The sequence below is a fragment of the Veillonella sp. R32 genome, assembly GCF_010093125.1.
In the GTDB taxonomy this organism is placed as follows: domain Bacteria; phylum Bacillota; class Negativicutes; order Veillonellales; family Veillonellaceae; genus Veillonella_A.
Genome location: NZ_NMZQ01000010.1, coordinates 38,931 through 57,796 on the forward strand (window position 1 = coordinate 38,931; position 18,866 = coordinate 57,796).

The 18,866-nt window shown below is 34.4% G+C and carries 15 protein-coding genes; 3 read left to right on the forward strand and 12 right to left on the reverse strand.

Annotated features, from left to right (window positions below):
- Positions 1-65 precede the first annotated feature (65 nt).
- Positions 66-1,277 (reverse strand): helix-turn-helix domain-containing protein, encoded by a 1,212-nt coding sequence (locus VER_RS02560; RefSeq protein WP_162099326.1) that lies wholly within the window; start codon positions 1,275-1,277, stop codon positions 66-68.
- A gap of 608 nt (positions 1,278-1,885) precedes the next feature.
- On the opposite strand from VER_RS02560, the gene VER_RS02565 reads away from it, so the two are divergent.
- Complete coding sequence (locus VER_RS02565; protein ID WP_162099327.1) at positions 1,886-2,467, forward strand: hypothetical protein; 582 nt, start codon at positions 1,886-1,888, stop codon at positions 2,465-2,467.
- Between the two features lie 149 nt (positions 2,468-2,616).
- Here the strand turns inward: VER_RS02565 and VER_RS02570 are convergent, their stop codons facing one another.
- The 10 genes from VER_RS02570 to VER_RS02615 form a co-directional block, all read right to left on the reverse strand.
- Positions 2,617-3,399, reverse strand: a complete 783-nt coding sequence (locus VER_RS02570) for a cyclase family protein (RefSeq protein ID WP_162099328.1) — start codon at positions 3,397-3,399, stop codon at positions 2,617-2,619.
- A gap of 204 nt (positions 3,400-3,603) precedes the next feature.
- On the reverse strand, positions 3,604-4,797 hold the full coding sequence (locus VER_RS02575; RefSeq protein ID WP_162099329.1) for a phospholipase D-like domain-containing protein: 1,194 nt from the start codon (positions 4,795-4,797) through the stop codon (positions 3,604-3,606).
- 2 nt (positions 4,798-4,799) lie between these two features.
- A complete protein-coding gene (locus VER_RS02580) occupies positions 4,800-5,240 on the reverse strand; it encodes a hypothetical protein (RefSeq protein WP_162099330.1) in 441 nt (146 codons plus the stop codon).
- Between the two features lie 18 nt (positions 5,241-5,258).
- Complete coding sequence (locus VER_RS02585) at positions 5,259-5,729, reverse strand: hypothetical protein (protein ID WP_162099331.1); 471 nt, start codon at positions 5,727-5,729, stop codon at positions 5,259-5,261.
- A gap of 263 nt (positions 5,730-5,992) precedes the next feature.
- Complete coding sequence (locus tag VER_RS02590; RefSeq protein ID WP_162099332.1) at positions 5,993-7,735, reverse strand: hypothetical protein; 1,743 nt, start codon at positions 7,733-7,735, stop codon at positions 5,993-5,995.
- Positions 7,736-8,093: 358 nt separating this feature from the next.
- The gene (locus VER_RS02595; protein ID WP_162099333.1) at positions 8,094-8,915 is read right to left on the reverse strand and encodes a hypothetical protein; all 822 of its coding nucleotides are present in this window, start codon (positions 8,913-8,915) and stop codon (positions 8,094-8,096) included.
- Positions 8,916-9,396: 481 nt separating this feature from the next.
- A complete protein-coding gene (locus tag VER_RS02600) occupies positions 9,397-10,299 on the reverse strand; it encodes an alpha/beta hydrolase (RefSeq protein WP_202922109.1) in 903 nt (300 codons plus the stop codon).
- Positions 10,300-10,495: 196 nt separating this feature from the next.
- Positions 10,496-11,518, reverse strand: coding sequence for a LacI family DNA-binding transcriptional regulator (locus VER_RS02605; protein ID WP_202922110.1), 1,023 nt, complete (start codon positions 11,516-11,518; stop codon positions 10,496-10,498).
- A gap of 128 nt (positions 11,519-11,646) precedes the next feature.
- The gene (locus tag VER_RS02610; protein WP_202922111.1) at positions 11,647-12,891 is read right to left on the reverse strand and encodes an Nramp family divalent metal transporter; all 1,245 of its coding nucleotides are present in this window, start codon (positions 12,889-12,891) and stop codon (positions 11,647-11,649) included.
- A gap of 158 nt (positions 12,892-13,049) precedes the next feature.
- Positions 13,050-13,994 carry a dihydrodipicolinate synthase family protein gene (locus VER_RS02615; protein ID WP_162099336.1) on the reverse strand — a complete coding sequence of 315 codons (945 nt, stop codon included), beginning with the start codon at positions 13,992-13,994 and terminating at the stop codon, positions 13,050-13,052.
- A gap of 399 nt (positions 13,995-14,393) precedes the next feature.
- On the opposite strand from VER_RS02615, the gene VER_RS02620 reads away from it, so the two are divergent.
- Positions 14,394-15,671: an S-layer homology domain-containing protein gene (locus VER_RS02620; RefSeq protein WP_162099337.1), complete on the forward strand. Its 1,278-nt coding sequence runs from the start codon at positions 14,394-14,396 to the stop codon at positions 15,669-15,671.
- A gap of 140 nt (positions 15,672-15,811) precedes the next feature.
- The gene (locus VER_RS02625; RefSeq protein ID WP_162099338.1) at positions 15,812-17,269 is read left to right on the forward strand and encodes a catalase; all 1,458 of its coding nucleotides are present in this window, start codon (positions 15,812-15,814) and stop codon (positions 17,267-17,269) included.
- Between the two features lie 78 nt (positions 17,270-17,347).
- Here the strand turns inward: VER_RS02625 and VER_RS02630 are convergent, their stop codons facing one another.
- Positions 17,348-18,652, reverse strand: a complete 1,305-nt coding sequence (locus tag VER_RS02630; RefSeq protein WP_202922112.1) for a YjiH family protein — start codon at positions 18,650-18,652, stop codon at positions 17,348-17,350.
- Between the last annotated feature and the right edge of the window lie 214 nt (positions 18,653-18,866).

The window sequence follows — 18,866 nt, forward strand, 5'->3', positions numbered from 1 at the left end:
TATTCTATCATTGTAGGTCTAAACTTGTCAATTCTATTTTCTAATAAATTTAACACGCCCTTTGCCTACTTATTTGACTTGTCCTCTTTGCTAATTAAATCGGTCAAATCAGTCTCAATTACATTAGCCATTAAATCTTCGTACGAAATATCGTCCGTTAAAGCCTCTTCATTAACCTGACCATATTCATTGTGCGCTTGATCCCATTCCCGTCGCTCCGCTTTTAAGCCATGTTCGTCAAGAATTTCATCATCATAACCAGCTAATAACGGATTATGACGGGACCGCTTTGCCAAGATCTGTGTTGTCACAGGCCCACTAGCCTTAGTAGCGCCTTGACCGGCCCGCTTCGCCGCATTACCATTAGAGCCTTCTCCCCCATTTTCCTTAGCCTCTTGCAAAGCACTCAACAGCGCACTGGTATCCGTAATTTCACCAATGTTGCGCCATACTTCAAGCTCGTCACTATCAACGAGGGTAAATAAATAGGCCCACACTATACGGTTATATCGTCTAAAATCAGTAACCACCCGCGCCACTTTAGAGGTAATCCCGACTTCCTTAGCCACTTCTTCAATGGTATGCAACAATTCAACGGTATGTCCATTAGCAATAGCCTTTACACAAGAGGTTACAATTTCCCCCATTCGCTCATGGAGAGCAACTTCTGCTCTAGCACCTGCCTTCGCTTCGTAAATTTTACGTAATTTAGAACGAACTAACATAGCTTCTTCTGAGCCAATGTGCATGAAAACAATACTCATACCTTGGTCATCTAAGCGTTCGCCAAATAAGCGAGTCATGCCCGCTTCGCTAATGAGGAATGTACCATCACTTTCACGGCATTCAGTTTCATTAAAACAGTTGAGCCCCGTTCCTTGGCAGGCTTTAATAACTGCCGTCAAACCAACTTCCCATAACTTAGCGGCTTCACTATCAGTAAATACCTGATCAACTACAGGCTTAGGCTGTTTAGGAGTTGGCTTTTTAATAGCTAATTCAGCCAAGGTACTAGTACTATGTGCTTCAAAATAAGGCTTTTCAAATTCATAACGTGCTTGCCCTACCATTTGAAGTAATACATCTTCAGGCTTTTCATAATAACGTCCGTGAAACGGATCTTTCCCGTACCAATTAACGACTACATCATCAATGACGACGAGTTGAAGTGTATCATATACGGACAACGTCCCCTTTTCAATGGCCTTACTCACTTGAGCTGCTAATGCCAAATACCCTTTCCTCATAGCCTCTGAATCACAACGGAATTCTCCCATTCTACACATCCTTCCTGTCAAACTCGCCAGTCTGTCGAGCTTTTTTACTAACTAGCAAAATATACAATCAATCCTTATCAAAAAATTCAAACAATCAGATTTATGAGTATACACGCACTCATCTATATCATTATTAAACTTATAACTACTTTATAAGCTTCATAAAGAGAAGCTTCCATATAATAGACAATCCTCTATATCCTATAATAGCAGTTAAATTTAATATAGGCTAGAGCAAATATCATTTAAATCATATATGCTATACATTTTTAGAATAGTAATTGGTGGAAGTATTCAATTTATGAATTTGAATCTATCTGTTCACCACGTTATCAAAATATATCCACCTTTTATTAAAATATTCCTTTGATTAAAAGATGCCTTCTCTTATAGTAGATTCTTCTATTAGGAAATATTATTCCGCATAAATCACTTGACAGCGCCATGTTAACCAAGGCAAATTACAGCAATTAAATTGTTAAAAACTAATTTTTTCGTCCATTCCCTTGAAATTTTTGTTCTTTTTGTGTTATAATGAATACATAGAAAATAATCGATGTTGAATTTTCAATGTATTTTGAAGTTCTTTTGAAGGGAGTATAGATATTATGAAATTACAGAAAACATTACTTTTAGGTTTAGCATTCGCAACAGTAGCCGGTGCCGCTTCTGCCAAAACATTACCAGCTGACCAATGGTACTGGGTACATTCCGACAAAGACTACACAACTCGCGTTAATGTGCAATCCATTAACTACGATGTAAATACAGATACAGCTGATTTCCAAGCAGCTGCCGTAAATCCTAACACAGGTCTTACTGATGTAGTGAACTACAAATTAGACTTTGCTAACAACACGCTTTACACTTACCAAAAAGATGTATACCCTAACAACTCTGAAAATGTTCAAAGCACCTCCAATGCCAATGGCGCTGGTCATGCAATTCAACCTAACACAGCTGATGCTGCTTTAGAAAACGTAGTAGCTAATCTTGCTAACCGCAATTATCAGTTGAAAAACAAACCTGACATTGCTATCACTCCAGCTGAAGCACAACAGAAAAAAGTAGAAGATGCTCAAATCGCTGCTACTTGGCAGAATGCTAAAGCAAAAAGCGCTAACGAATTCCAGAAAACTGATGTAATCATTGAAAATACAGACACTGAAGTAGCTCAACCTGCTAAATAAGTTAGCCTTCAATGAATATCTAAAGTAGGATTACCTGCTTTAAACGATTCATTACCACACACTAATAGCCATAGGCAAGTATAACAATTGTATGCATTGCTCGCTATTAGCAAAAGCCCCCACGGCCTAGGCCGTGGGGGCTTTTGTGTTTATTCATTTTCAACTAACGCAAATACGCGCGCTGCAAAACCAGTACCATTTTTTAAGCATGGAAAGGTTACAAAAATAATCGCACCTACTGGTGGCAACTCATCTAAATGAGCCAACACTTCCACTTGAATTCTATCTTGAGATAGAATATATTGTTCAGCCGGCAATGGATGACAGTCTGGTTGAAACGCCCGAATCGCTGCATCCGTATCTGCTGTTTCATGACCAATAGCACCAATATTGCGTTCTTTTACCAAAAACTCTAAGGTAGGAATCGGCCAACCTGGAGAATGAGGCTTTCCTTCTGCATCTTTATTTTCAAAATCATTGGCTGGACGCTTATGCCAATCTGTACGAAATGCTACAAACGCCCCTTCAGGGATTCGACCATATTCCGCTTCAAAAGCGAGAATATCTTCAACTGATAATTCATAGTCTGGATTTTGCGCCACTTCGCTGGATTTATCAATAACAACTAATGGATATACCATTTCTTCAACACGAAGTTGATCTTGAGTGCGGCCTTTAGGATCAAAATGAATGGGTGCATCTACATGTGTTCCATATTGCCCTACCACAGTATATTCTTTAATCTGCATAGGTGCTGCTGTCCAAGTATCTCCTTCTTTTTTGTTTTCAGGATAATCATACAACACTGTTTCTTTTAATGGCTGGAATCCCCACCAATGCGGCGTTTCTGGACTTAATTCATGTGTTAAATCAACAAATCGATATTTTGGCGATTTCCAAGCCGCCACCTGTTCCCATAAATGTAAACTCATAGTCTCTCCTCTTTTCTCTTACTAAAAATTGATAAAAAATTCTCTTTTTCTCTATATTTACCCAATTAGGTAAACATCCGTATGTGTACGGTAGATATATTATAACATTAAGAGGAAGTTGAAGGAATAACAAGAATAAAAATTCTAAACTCAATATACAATTTTATAATTATATGTAACTTAAATTACATTATTATAATTACCTTAAAAACTAAAATATTCCTTTTTATATAATTGTATTTTTTTAGAATTATAAATTTTTTCCGCTAACTCTTCTCTCTTATCATCAGAATCACTATAATCAAAAGATAATAAATTCATACTTCCCAATAGATACCAATTATCATCAACAATAAAAAGTTTAGCATGCGTATGTCGTTCTTCAGTAGATATAAGATTAGCTTTCTTTTCTTTAGTATAAAAACTTTTAAGATACTTTACTGCATTACGTGATTTAACTAAGCGATTATAATTGCTATCATTTACATCTACTACCTGCTTATCTACACCAATTCCATAAATTAGTTTTACACGAACCCCTTTACGTGCTAGACTTTGAAATTCCTTTGCATAGTTTTTGATAACACGATGTCCTACCCACGGAGAGATAATACAAATTTCACTTTGTGCACTATTTAATCCATTTTTAAATGCATCTCTAATTTTTTCATTTTTTAATATTTGTGTTTCTTTATCATCTTTAATTTTTTGATTTTCAATCTTTTTTATAGTACTATCATATGAATTTCTTAAATCAGCTAACGTATTTTGTAATTCTTGATTTTCTTCAACCAAAACAAAATTGATATCTCTAAGCGTCTCATTTTCTTTTGATAAAGCTTGTAATGCCTGAGAAGCCTTTAATAATTGTTCATCTTTCTCTTCATTTATTGATTGAATTAACTTTTCATATTTTTTCTTATTATTTTTACTTTTTTCATACTTACTTCTTAATGCTTCTATATCTTTACGATAAATAGCCTCTAATTCATTTCTCAATTTATTTTCAACAGATACAATATCTACCGTATTTTGAATATGATTTAATTCATCCTCAATGATATGTTCACTTTTAAAAAACATCTTCTGACGATTATATGAAGTTATAACTGCACAAGCTGTATTAAAGATAAACCAAAATACAAATACAGCTATCGCTAAACTACCTTGACCTAATAGCTTATATAAAATAATGCTGAAAAGCATATATATAAATAGTTCAAAATCAAATTTTCTTAAAATATATTTACTATCAATAGTATAAATAACACATAATATCGCCCCTAATACTATTAATAATAGAGTAGGAATAATCTGATTTTGAAAAAAATACATACGAAATATATCTAATAAAAATACTAAAATGATTATAGAATACTTATTAAAAAAACAGTTCATAATCATTCACCTACTTTTTGTATTATTATCTGGATTTTTTTATTATATTCATTTACCTTTCCTGTAACTAAAACTTTCTTTTTTGCCTGCTTAGCTACTCTTAGTTCACTTGCCATATCTTTATATTTATTAGCTTCAAATAAAACTGCATCCATCTTTTTATTTACATTTTTTGAATCTGCCAAAGTAAAAAATAAATCCTCACGCTTATCATTTTTACCCTCTCGAATATCAATAATTAAGACCTCAACTTTTACTTCTTGACCAACTATTGTTTTGTCAATTTTATCAAGAGTCCTTATACTATCTTGATATAAAAATCCATTCACTATATTCATTACTTGATTATAGTTGTTACGATCTAAATATATATAACCTCCTAAAATAATAATAATAATACAAACTGCTGATATAAGGGCTTTCTTCACTGATTGTTTCTCCATAACTAACTCCTTTTATACTTACTCAACAAATACTTGTTGCGCCTCAATCCGCAATAAATCTTTGTATTCACAAATTCTCCCTTTAACATAAATTATGCGTTCTTTGTCATCTCCCTCTATCAATAAAATTCCCCTATCTATTAAATCTTGATATTCATCAGCAAATAAAATACTATTTAAATAATTCTCGGTTGTTAGATCTTTTAATTGAAATATAATATGCCCTTTATCTTTTTCTACATAAGATACATAGCCAGCTATTAAAACATTACTATTAATCCAACCAGAATTCACTTCTGATACGTGATGAACTACAGAACTATCAGGTATTGTCTTTTCTTTTTCTGGCAAGGGCTTTGGCTTTAATATTGACTCTTCAGTAACACTCAAGGTAGCATTAAACCCCTCATCTTTGTCAAAATGCAAATAATATATTAATCCACACAAAAACATAGCCATTAAAACTAAAATTCGAATAATAACTTTCATCTTATAGCTCCCTAATTCCCCCAAAAATCTAACTTAAGATATTTTAATTATCTATAGTATAACTAACTTACCTAGTAATTCTTTACTATAAATCAAGGAAAAAATAAATGATAAAAAGAGAAATAAAAAATCGTAAGTCATAATGTTCAAAAATAACTTACGATTTTTGTTGTCAAACTTTATACTTAAAAACTATGATAAAAACAATTCTTAACAAGCTCATTTAATATTTTTTGTCATAAACTACACTGCCATTATTAATGTTATTTATCAAGCTTTTTACTCAAATAAAATAATACACCCTCTTTCTCTAATCCTGATTTTCCTCCTCCCATTACTATAGTCCTTACTTTTAGCATATCCTCTTTTTGAGTTTTACCTTTATGGGCAGCAGGGTTCCTTATCTTACGAATAGAATTAAAATTATTCTGTAACTCTTGTGCATTTGGCTTCCAATATACTTCATACCTATTATCCGAAATATATTTTTTTATTAAATTATTTAATGCGTCTCGTTCATCGCCCCGTTGAAATAATCCAAATACTTTTAAGACATCAATAAGTAATGTTTCCAATGCTTTTGCGTAAGCCATAACAATTTGAGAATAATCTACCTTATCTACCTCACCCCACATTTGATAGCTCAATTCACCAGAAGCAATAAATTCCAAAACTTTTTCGTTTTGTACTTCTGGATATCTCAATTGTACTTCTTTTAAACATGCATCATATCGAACCGGAAATTCTGCCTTCTGCTGTTCTAGCAAATCTTCTAATTGTTTATTAACCTCTTTAAGATTAGCAATTTCTTGATGTTGTTGTTCTACTTTTTTCTGTAATCTTTTTAACTCACTTACTATCAAGCTATAATTTTCTACAGTAGCATGAGGTAACTCATTCATAATAAGACGATTTTCTTCTGTTAATTTATCATAAAACTCCTCATATTGAGTTCCACATCCTAAAGCTAATTCATGAATTGAGTGAATCTCTTCCTCTATCCGCTCATTAAATTTTCCTTCAGTATTCAATACAGAAATGCCTAAATATAATTTAGCAATTTCTATTACCTCATCAAACAGTTTATTAAATAACGTTTTTTCTACACCAAAAGAAGCCACTAAAGTGGATGCATCAATAACCTTAGTAAAGATTTCTAAATATTGTTGCGCATTACTATTCAACTGCTGCATAAAAAGAATTACAAGCTCATAATGTTTAAATAAACTATCACACGCTTTTTTTTGTAAATTAACCTGCTCTTCAGCCTCTTTAGCCTTTATATAAGCTTTTTCTATTTCTTTATCAGCAATAACGCCAGCTACTGCTAATGCTGGAATTGTCACAATAGACCCTAAAACAATAGTCCCTCCCACAATTCCAAATCCACCTGCAGCTAAAGAACCTCCTCCAAAAGACGCTAATAAAGCATTTGTAAACGCAGATCCAGATAATGCACTCAAGGCCGTCCCCGTGCTTGCCGTCCCAAAAGCAGTCATCACCCCTGCCGCTACACCACCAGTCAATACCCCCGTTCCTACACCTTTAGCTAAAGAAGCACTTGCCACCTCAATACTATTAAGCGAAGTTTGCGCATATAATTTATTAGTAGTATTTTTATTTTCTGTTCTGAAAGAATTTTCGTTCATTCCTTCATAATAAAGCGAATACTTTTCTGATGTTTTAACAACATTTAAAATGGACTTACAAGTTAAATCATACTTCACAATTTCAACATTAATCTTTTTTTCATATTCTGCTTGTTTTTTCTGTATAATTTCTTTTTCTTCTTCTTGAAATTTTTTCACATTAATTTCAATTTGTTTTATTTCATCTATTTTTCTTTTTCCATCAACAGTTTTTTCATATACAACTTTAGAGCCACTAACAATTTTTTTACCTAACCACATACTACTTTTAGCCGCAATATATCCTGTAGCTAAAACTGTACCAGCAATAACCTGTCCAGCAAGCTCCCATCCACTTTCATTCTTTTCCTTATCCACACTATACCTCCTCTATATCCCCATATTATCTATATTAATTCTCTATCTTATATAAAATCCCTTTCAATTACATAAAACTTCCACAAATCATTCCTTATAAAACATAAATTTACAACACAATACAACCTTTTCCACAAGCAAATCCTAATTTATTCTTATTCCGATAAATTCCCCCTATATCAAACATAATAAATAGTATTGCCCTTCATCAATTTATCCAGGATAAACATAAGCCAAATAATAAATTTAGCTAACATACTTCAATTAAATTTATTTTAAATAACGCAATCTCATATATCCATAGTTAAAACGCAACAGATAGCATTCTTTTTCTAAGATTATTCCTAACTAATCATTATTAGCAAAACAAATAATAAAATATAATAAGACTAGCAATAATCATAAAACTCCATTTCAGCGGAGAACCATCTATATTATCATCACTCTGAGGTTCTTGAATAAAATCTTCACAATTACTTTTAGTAAATTGAATTTTATTTTTAATGTTGCCTTCTTCCTTCTGCTTTTTATGAATATTTTGAACTACTTGATTATCTTTATCAGCTGAGTCTTGCTTCTGACAAAGAAACTCGTCAAGCTGGTGAGTAAATATATTAATTTTAGTATCAATATGTTGTAATAATGTCGTATAATTAACATTAAAATATTCATTCAGTTCACTAGATAATACGGTCATAATTTCAACACCTTTATGCTGCGCACTAGCTTCATAAAGCCCTTCAGATGTAAAATCATAATCATTAGGTAAATCATACTTTGAACCATGAATTGAATGCCAATATCTATCTTTTATCGGTTGAGAAACATGCACATTCAAATGGGCTAATATAGCATATCCACAATGGCGTGTTATAATCCCTTGCTCCTTTGTCAATTTTTTTCTATGATGTGGAATTACCGTCGAAGTAGTGTATCCTAATAAATAGGCGTCTATACTTAGTGCATAAGCTTCTAGTAAATATAATAATTTTCCAATTGATTTATATACATCTACGATATAAGGGTGACGAACAGTATCATATATTTTTATAGATATTTTAAGACTTTCATACTCAATTAGTAACGCTTCATAAATTTTCCCTCTCCGTTTTAACTCTTTTGCCTTAAATAACTGTTCATCAAGAATTTGCTGAAATTGAAGTACCTCTTCATTTGTCATAAGCATCCCCTAATTTTAATCAAAAATTCATTTATCTTTATTTTATCAAAAAAAAGATAAAAAAGGAATTAAATTCCTTCTAGTCCCTAATTAGTCTTATTAAGCAATAAATCTATTAATATTATTTTATTATTTTCATACTTAATTCACAAAACAACTATTAAATCAAAGCCTTTACACTTTTAATCTTAACGTTACAATTACGCCCACTTAACTAATCCATTAACACAATCCATTTATGATTTTAAGGCATCAATACTAACTTTAGTTAAATTTCTACAAAAACACATATTATTCCTTCTTTTATGCAAAAAGTTTTCATTAAATAAATACCCTCTTAATTAAAATACAGTTGCACATAAAAAGACCTATGAAACTGTAAGCACATACACTTATGATACTTATAGTTTCACAGGTCTTTTTGTTTTTTTTATTTTTGTTTTTTTATTTTTGTTTTTTTATTTTTTAATTACAATCTTGTTTACTGCCAATAACTATTAACCAATTCATATAGCCACTGTTTCAATCGTTCCCACCAAGAAGACGTCTGATTATTAGCAACTACCTCCTGGCCCCTTGCAACGTCTGAATTTATAATAAATTTAGTCACCAAATCTGCTACTGCGGGCATATTCTGGGTAAATTCATGATCATAGCCATCAAGAATTTCTAATTCCACATTATCATACATATTAGCAAATTCCTTACTGTAACGAGTAGGCACCATTTCATCTTGACTACCATGAATAATTTTTACAGGCCCAGTATATTGCTTGGCAGTTTCATAAATGGGTAAGTTATACGCAGTTTTAAAATAATTTCGTCCGACTCGCAAACCGCTAGGTAATTCAATATACTCTGGCATAGTATCAACATTAAATTGAATCCCAAATGTACCACTCCCTAACGCCCCATCTTTAATATTACTAGCCGGCGCTAATAACACTAAACTTTGAATCGCTGTTTTACCTTCTTCTTTACTTAATTCACCCGCCAACATACTAGCCACTACCCCACCTTGTGAATGGCCTACCAAAAAAATCTTTGTAACCGCAGGCAACTGCTTTACATAGGTATATACTTGCTTTGCATCCTCAATTTCATTAGGCACTGTCATATCTTGGAAACGACCGTCACTCTCACCGTGTCCATTAAAATCAAAGCAAACAGAGGCAATTCCATTAGCCTCTAACTCATTAGCAATGAGCTCTAATAATTTGTAATCTTTGCTCGCAGAAAATCCATGCATAAGAATAACCATAGGATAACTATCTTTATTATCTGGAGTCTGTATAATAGCTGCAAGCTGACCATGGTCTCCAGCCAAAGTGGTGTGAACTGTTTTTGCTTGAGCCCCTAATGGAACTATAAGGCAACACGCCATTAATATAATTCTAAAAATATATTTCATATACTATATTGCTCACCCTCATTATAAACATACAATTAAATCGATATGTTTATGATACTACAAAGAAATAAAATGTAAATGAGAAAAGCACGTAACCTAAACTATGTACAAAAAGCTGTAGTAAGTACTATAATTACACTTACTACAGCCATTTTTTGACAAACATTTATCATTTTAATGCTTTTACACTATTACCTTCTTGAAGTTCCGTAGGAAATACAAATCGTTCAATCACATCGGGGAATTCTTTAGGTGTCAATAATCGCTCTACTGCTTTTACCCCAATTTCATATAAAGGAATTTTCATAGTAGTCAAAATAGGCGATGAATATTGACTATTGGGCAAGCCACCGATACCCACTACAGAAATATCTTCAGGCACCCGTAATCCATAATCTTTAACTGCACGCATCACACTTAACGCAACATTATCATTATCACAAAATATCGCTGTAAATGAAGGCTTCTCTTCAAGAACAGAACTTACTACCTCATACGCCCCTGACCACGTATTATCTGTATGGATAATTAAATCCTCATTAACTAAAAGATTATATTTTGCTAATGCTTTTTTATATCCTTTCAAACGTTCTTGTACAGTACACACATTATCTGGCCCACCTACATATAGTACAGAACGATGACCTAACTCTAATAAATGCTCTGCCATTTTTTCTGCAGTTGCTGCATTGTCAATCATAACAGAGTCAATATCAATCCCTTGTGGAGCCAGTGCAATAATTCGTAAATCTCGAGATTTATATTTTTCAATTTCTTCAGCTAATGTTTTACGATATTGTGCTGTATTAAACCCGCCCCCACCTAAAATTAAACCACGAATTCGATATTGATTAAACAACTCATGATAACGCATCTCATCATCTGTTTTACGCCCTGTATTACATACAAAGGATAATACACCTCGATTAATGGCGGCCTCTGTAATTCCTCTCGCCATTTCACCATAATAAGCATCCGATAAATCGCGAGCAATAAACGCAATCACATTCGTGTATGATTGCCGTAATGTTTGAGCAGAAATATTAGGCTTATAATCTAGCTTCTTTATTGCTTTTTCAACTTTTTTCCGAGTCTTTTCTGAAACAGCATGGCTTGAATTATTAATGACACGCGAAACCGTCGTAATAGACACACCTGCTTCTTTAGCGACATCTTCGATAGAATAAGCCATAATTTACCTCAATTCTGTAATAGCATAAAATACACTCCTAGGAGTGTATTTTATTGGAATTCTGCTAAAAAATAACAAAGTTTTTAATAGCAACTATATATAATTATTATAACTCAGAGTAAAAAAAATTAAAACATCTTTGCTATAGCAAATCCTGTAATCACTAAAACAAAGAGATAACTAATTAACATTGCAAACTGTAACATCCTAGGTGTTCCATACCCTTCATTAACATCTTTTCTAAAAATCATGAGTGTAATAAAGAATCCTGCAAAAGGAGTTGCAATGGCAGTAGCAACATTAGCAATAAAAATTAATTGTGTTGGTGAGCCATCATACAAAAAACAAATTACAGTAGCAATAACAATACATACAAAACAGCCCCATTTGATAGGTTTACTCTCTAATCCAACAGCTTTATCAAAACCTGCATTCAATAATACCATGCCACGCTGTGTATTACCAAGCAACGAGGAAAAGCCAGCCCCTAATAAAGCTACCCCCATCATATATTTAGCCGCATCACCCATAAATGGTGATAACAACTCAGCTAATTGTGCTGGTTGTTTAATCGTTAAACCTTGAGGATGTAATACAATGGCACCTACTAATACAATAGCTCCAGAAATTAAAATAACACTTACTACATGCACCACCGAATCAGCTAACATCGTACCATTAAATAGATCTTCTTTTTTCCATTTCTTTTCAAGACCTAAATACGTCCCATACACCCCCGCCGTTACAGATGCATTTGTACTAATATAACCTAAAGCTGTAGCTAAACTACCAGTAGCTATTGTCCAATGAGATAAACCATAACCGAATTCTCCCCAGTCAGGCCCACCTACAGCTCCTAAAGTTGCAAAGAAGGCAACAATCATAGCTAAAATACAAATTAAAATACCTTTTTCTACTTTACTATATACACCTTTAGAAAAATAACAGTACATTAAAACCGCTAGCATGATTAAAGCGCCTAACTTCCAATTTATATTAAAAATTAACTGCATGCCCGCACCCGTACCGGTAATATTGCCAAGGGTAAAGAAAAAACAAGATAAAAATGTCGCTACACCAGCCACAATAGCAGCCCATTTACCATAATAATGTCGAATCGCATGAATAATGGGCATACCCGTTAACATACCAATACGGTACGACGTAATCATAAATGCAATCCCCATAAACATAATTGGTAAAATTAGCCAGACCATACTATATCCATAATTAGCACCTAACATAGCCGACATAGTTATATTCCCAGGCCCAATAACAACACCCGTTAAAATAATCCCAGGTCCTACTTTTTTCAATAATTCTAAAAAGCTTAACTTCCTAACTTCTTTTCCATCAACTATTATATTAGCCATATTATTTCTCCATATTTTAATGAGAATATTCACCATATGGACTTATAAAAAATAGAGGAGATAGACTTTATTTAGTTATCTCCTCTAACATTTCTTACTTATTTACTAATATACTATAAAATTATGAAAGTCGCTTGGTGAATATTTCTATTTCGGTATTATACTAAATCAACAGTTTTTACATTACCAAGTCTAATCGCTTCAGTTACACTATCTTTTTCAGCTTGAGACAATGGAACTAGTGGTTTACGCATTAATGGAGAGCTAAATACTTTACGTTGATATAAAGCTTCTTTCATACGAGCATGTGCTTCACCAGTAGGTTCGCCAGTACCATAAATAGCCGCTGACATACGTTGAACTGGTTCATTGGCTTCGCGAATTTCAGCCAAATTACCTTCAAGTACTTTTTGATACATATTATTAATAGCTTCTGGAACGCAACCACAGAAACCAATCAATGCGCCATCCATACCTGGGTTTAATAAAGAAGTACAAATATATTCATCATGACAAGTCCATAACATTACATGAGGTGCTTTTTCACGTAAGATTCGAATGTCGCGTTCATAAAGCGCTTCATCACGAGTACCCATTTTAATAGCTTTAACATTAGGGATTTTGCACATTTCTAATAATGTCTGTACAGGATAGAAACCTTTAGAGTTAGCAGGATATAAGTGAATGACGATACCAATATCAATGGCATCAGCCACGTCTTTAATAAATTGGATGGCAGATTCTTGTTTCATGCTAAAACGTAGCCATACATGTGGTGGCATCAATAAAATACCATCAGCACCAGCTTCTTGAGCTGCTTTAGCATCTTCGATAGCGTCGATAGTACCTTCTGCACTAACACCAGAAATAACACGAACACGACCTTTTGCTTGATCTGCAACGATTTTAGTAATGCGAGCACGTTCTTCACGAGTGAAACCACCTATTTCGCCAGTATGGCCATTCGTTACTAAACCAGTAATATGTTCATGAGAAATTAACCATTCTACATAATTCCGAAGTTCTTTCTCATTAATAGAGTAATCATCATTAAGAGGAATCATAATTGCAGGATTTAAGCCTTTCCAGTTGTCATTTAACATAGTTTACACGTCCTTTTCTTTTTTATGAAAACAATTTCTACTTACTATTACTACTTAAAACCGGTTTTTAATACTCGTGTTACGGAAATCGTTTTCCATAACCCTTGACTACAAGATACACCATTTAGCAATACATGTCAATCATCTTTATTATGCTTTATAGTTATATTCAAAACATTTTTATTTTATTTTTTCACTTTATTATCTTATCAACCCTCGGTATCATGGAAAACGTTGTCCTTTTACTTTTAGTAATAATTCTCTAAAAAATTTATAATATTCATTCTTTTATTTTCATAATCACTAATTAATGATATACTCCAACTAGAACTACTTACTGTTACTACCCACTAACTAACACTTACATTTAGTGCTTATATTAAAAGGGAGTAACCTACTATGAACAAAAAAACACTTATTGCCATATTATTATCAACCATAGCAACCACTACTACTAGCGTTGCCACCAATCCATTTGTAGATGTTACGGCCGATACATGGGCCTACCAAGCTGTTAGCCAACTTGCCAAAGAAGGTATTATAACTGGCTATCCTGATCAAACTTTCAAAGGAAATCAAACAATTACCCGCTTTGAAATGGCGCAAATGGTCGCTAAAGCACTGGCTCACCAAGAAACAGCCTCCACAGAACAATTAGCTGTAATCAATAGACTCTCTACAGAATTTAGTGCAGAGTTAAATAATCTAGGCATACGCGTAGAAGCCTTAGAGTCAAAAGTTGGCAATACTAAAATATCTGGTGATGTACGTATTCGTTATAGAGGGAGCGAAAACGAAGGTGTTTTCAAAACTAAGAGCAAATCAAAGTTTGATTATCGGGCACGCATTCAACTAGATACCTTTATTAATAAAAATACGTCTGCAACAATTCGTGTACGAACTGGTAGTACCAAAGGAGACCCAGAATTTGGTGCTGCCAATAATACGGACATTGGTTTCGATCGAATGGCCATCACCCATGCCTTTAGCAATAAGTTTCGTCTGTCGCTTGGCAGAACTGGCCTCCGCTTAGGTGAAGGACTCGCCTATAGTAATGAGCCATTTGACGGTATACTCGGTAGCTATTCGCATGATGGACTTCAATTTGAAGTAGGTTATGGATCCCTAACTTCTTTTTATGCCGGGACATTCCCAGCTACACGAAATGATAAACGAACCAAAATTGTCCCCAACTTATCGGGTGACGAAAACCCTACTTTAACAGTTATACAGTTACGTAAAAACTTTGCCAAACGAGTAGATATGTCGACCTACTATCTAATAGGCAACAAAAACATAAATACTGATTTTTATGGATTCGCAACTAAAATAAAACTCAATCAGCATCTTACCTTAGATGGAGAATGGCTCACCGCTAAAGACTTTGATAACGGTGATGCTTGGGTAGCGAGCCTTACCTATGGTAATTATAACCTGTCTAAAGAAGGTTCTTGGGATGTTAAATTACAATATTTTAATGAAGATATTAACTCCCCAGTATTTACGTCCCGCTATGCCCAAGCTTGGTTACGAGACTACAAAGGTTGGCTAGTAAGCACTAATTACGCCCTCGAAAAAAATCTAGGATTCTCTGCTTTCTATGGTTTTAATAGTAAAAATCAAGAAGGCATATCCTTAGGCGATTACTACCGAGCTGAATTTAATTTAAAATTCTAGCACCGCATTCATCAATTCCACATTTTGCATATCCCCTTGTACATCGAAAATATTAATGTTATAATAACATTAACAACGGATAATAATTATCCATTACTAAGACAGTAAGAATCTAGTAAGTACTAAGGAGGACAGAGAAAATGAGTGACAAAAAGAAATTGACCACTGCTTTTGGTGCACCCGTACCGGACAACAATAACAGTATGACCGCTGGTAAACGGGGCCCCGTTTTAATGCAAGATGTATGGCTTATGGAGAAATTAGGCCATTTTGCTCGCGAAGTCATTCCTGAACGTCGCATGCATGCTAAAGGGTCTGGTGCCTTTGGTACCTTCACCGTTACCCACGATATTACAAAATATACAAAAGCTAACCTCTTTTCAGAAGTTGGTAAGAAAACAGATTTATTCGTTCGTTTTTCCACAGTAGCTGGTGAACGTGGCGCCGCTGATGCAGAACGAGATATTCGTGGTTTTGCCGTTAAATTTTACACCGAAGAAGGTAACTGGGACTTAGTAGGTAACAACACGCCCGTATTTTTCATCCGCGATCCATTACAATTTCCTGATTTAAACCGCGCTGTAAAACGCAATCCTAAAACCAATCTTCGCGATGCCACGGCTAACTGGGATTTCTGGACTAGCCTTCCCGAAGCCATTCATCAAATAACCATTGTTATGAGTGACCGTGGTATTCCGTCCTCCTATCGCCATATGCATGGTTTTGGTAGTCATACTTACAGTTTAATCAATGCTAATGATGAACGTGTTTGGGTCAAATTCCACTGGGTATGCCAACAAGGCATTGAAAATTTAACAGACCAAGAAGCCGCTAATTTAGTAGCTAATGATCGCGAAAGTCATCAACGAGATTTATTTGATGCCATTGAAAACGGGGATTTTCCAAAATGGAAATTGTTCATTCAGGTCATGACCGAAGAACAAGCAAAACAAATGCCATATAATGCATTTGATTTAACTAAAGTTTGGTACCATGATGAATTCCCATTAATCGAAGTGGGCGTAATGGAATTGAACCGCAATCCAGAAAACTATTTCCAAGATGTAGAACAAGCTGCCTTTGCCCCTTCCACAATTGTGCCAGGCATCGGCTTCTCCCCTGACAGAATGTTACAAGGACGCTTATTCTCCTATGCGGATGCGCAACGTTACCGTCTAGGTACTAACTATCATCAAATTCCTGTTAACGCCGCTAAATGCCCGGTTAACATGTATCATCGCGATGGCCTCGGCCGTGTAGATGGCAACCATGGTAGCACTATTGGCTATGCCCCAAATAGCTATGGCGAATGGGCTAACCAACCAGAATTTAAAGAACCAGCCCTCGACGTGACGGGGCCAGCCTACCAATATGATTTTTACGAAGATGATTCTGATTTCTTCACCCAACCAGGCAAATTATTCCGCCTTATGAAACCAGAACAACAACAAGTATTATTTGAAAACACAGCTCGCGCTATGACCGGTGTACCTGATTTCATCAAAGAACGGCATGCTAAACATTGTTATCAATGTGATCCTGCCTATGGCGAAGGTATTGCGAAAGCCCTTGGCATTACTGTAGACTTTTCAAAATAGGATGATAACAAAATAAGAAATAAAAAGAATCCGCCTTATAGCTGTTTTGCACAACTATAGGGCGGATATTTTTAGTTACTACATAATAAGTTTTGCTGCATAAATAACAGGCACTGAAATGAGAATAGATAAAGCTACCCGTTCAAACCAAATAATAAAATAGTCACTCAATTTAATTGGAATTTCTGTTGCCATCATACATGGGATTGAAGCAGAGAAGAATAATACTTCTGAAACGCAAGTAATCGCTACTAACATACGTACTTCAAAGCTCAACTGAGTTACTAACACGGCTGGCAAGAACATTTCAGCAATCCCTAAGGATAACGCTTTAGCCACTAAGAATGGTTCTTCAAAACCAGTTACCAAGGTAAATGGATATAAAAGATATGCCAGTACATTAAATACAGGTGTATGGTTAGCAATAACAATCCCCAACACGCCAATCGCCATCAAGGATGGGGCAATTTTTAACGCCAAATTAAGACCATCCCGTAAATGATGGTAAGTGCCTATAATAATGCCATCTGCTTGTGAAGCGGTTTCCATAGCTTCTTCAAAAGCCACTTTAAATTTATCATGGACTACTGTTTTTTCAACATTACCTTGTACCCCTTGATAATATTCATCAGCTTTACGGCTAATAGGATAAATACGAGCTGTTACTGCCGTTACCAAGAAAGTAACTACAACCGTAGCCCAGAAGTATAAATTCCACACATCCAATAGATTAAGAGTCTTCGCTACAATAATCATAAAAGTAGCCGATACAGTCGAGAACCCGGTGGCAATAATGACCGCTTCTTTCGCTGTATATTTACCTTCTTTAAATACGCGGTTCGTAATGAGTAACGCTACCGAATAACTACCTACAAAGGACGCTACCGCATCAATAGCAGAACGTCCTGGCGTTTTCCATAGTGGTCGCATAATAGGTCGCATAAATACACCTACAAATTCCATAAGGCCATAATTAATTAAAAGTGCCAGGAATGCAGCCCCAATAGGTACAATCGTAATTACAGGCACTACAATTTTAGAGTAAATAAACGGAATCGTATCCTTATTCATCAAAAAATCGGGCCCTGTTTTCATCAAAGCCATATATACAAAGGGAATCGCTAAAATATTTAATATTGAAAAAATAGTCGTTGTTGTATTTTTGTTCCACGTTCTAGTAATAAAGGGAAGCAAAGCACCGATGACTACTAAAAGACCGCCATATACCTCTTGAAAATAAGGAATTTTCAAAATATAGGATACCACGTGATCTAGGGGGATTGTGGATTTACCGCCAATCGTTATAGGTATGAAAAATATAATAATACCGAGAATACTAAAAACGACAAACCTCATAACATGTTCCATCGAATACTTTTTCATAATCATCACCCTTATTTATTAATTACTACATTAAAAATCCTTCCTTTACTACACAAATACAACTTAATCTTGATATGTTATGTTCATTTTACTATGCTAAAGTCTGCACATAGTCAAATAAATTTACAGCTATTTTTAAATTATTTTATGAAATATCAATTTATTACGATAAAGCAAAACCTTAGTGAATTTTATAGTCCATAAAAAATCGTCG

What these genes read in the sequence shown, in the direction of transcription:
- VER_RS02605 (WP_202922110.1), bottom strand. Translation starts at nt 11,518, where the DNA reads ATGGCTTATTCTATCGAAGATGTCGCTAAAGAAGCAGGTGTGTCTATT.
- VER_RS02585 (WP_162099331.1), bottom strand. Translation starts at nt 5,729, where the DNA reads ATGAAAGTTATTATTCGAATTTTAGTTTTAATGGCTATGTTTTTGTGT.
- VER_RS02565 (WP_162099327.1), top strand. Translation starts at nt 1,886, where the DNA reads ATGAAATTACAGAAAACATTACTTTTAGGTTTAGCATTCGCAACAGTA.
- VER_RS02630 (WP_202922112.1), bottom strand. Translation starts at nt 18,652, where the DNA reads ATGAAAAAGTATTCGATGGAACATGTTATGAGGTTTGTCGTTTTTAGT.
- VER_RS02595 (WP_162099333.1), bottom strand. Translation starts at nt 8,915, where the DNA reads ATGACAAATGAAGAGGTACTTCAATTTCAGCAAATTCTTGATGAACAG.
- VER_RS02575 (WP_162099329.1), bottom strand. Translation starts at nt 4,797, where the DNA reads ATGAACTGTTTTTTTAATAAGTATTCTATAATCATTTTAGTATTTTTA.
- VER_RS02580 (WP_162099330.1), bottom strand. Translation starts at nt 5,240, where the DNA reads ATGGAGAAACAATCAGTGAAGAAAGCCCTTATATCAGCAGTTTGTATT.
- VER_RS02600 (WP_202922109.1), bottom strand. Translation starts at nt 10,299, where the DNA reads ATGGCGTGTTGCCTTATAGTTCCATTAGGGGCTCAAGCAAAAACAGTT.
- VER_RS02610 (WP_202922111.1), bottom strand. Translation starts at nt 12,891, where the DNA reads ATGGCTAATATAATAGTTGATGGAAAAGAAGTTAGGAAGTTAAGCTTT.
- VER_RS02625 (WP_162099338.1), top strand. Translation starts at nt 15,812, where the DNA reads ATGAGTGACAAAAAGAAATTGACCACTGCTTTTGGTGCACCCGTACCG.
- VER_RS02620 (WP_162099337.1), top strand. Translation starts at nt 14,394, where the DNA reads ATGAACAAAAAAACACTTATTGCCATATTATTATCAACCATAGCAACC.
- VER_RS02615 (WP_162099336.1), bottom strand. Translation starts at nt 13,994, where the DNA reads ATGTTAAATGACAACTGGAAAGGCTTAAATCCTGCAATTATGATTCCT.
- VER_RS02570 (WP_162099328.1), bottom strand. Translation starts at nt 3,399, where the DNA reads ATGAGTTTACATTTATGGGAACAGGTGGCGGCTTGGAAATCGCCAAAA.
- VER_RS02560 (WP_162099326.1), bottom strand. Translation starts at nt 1,277, where the DNA reads ATGGGAGAATTCCGTTGTGATTCAGAGGCTATGAGGAAAGGGTATTTG.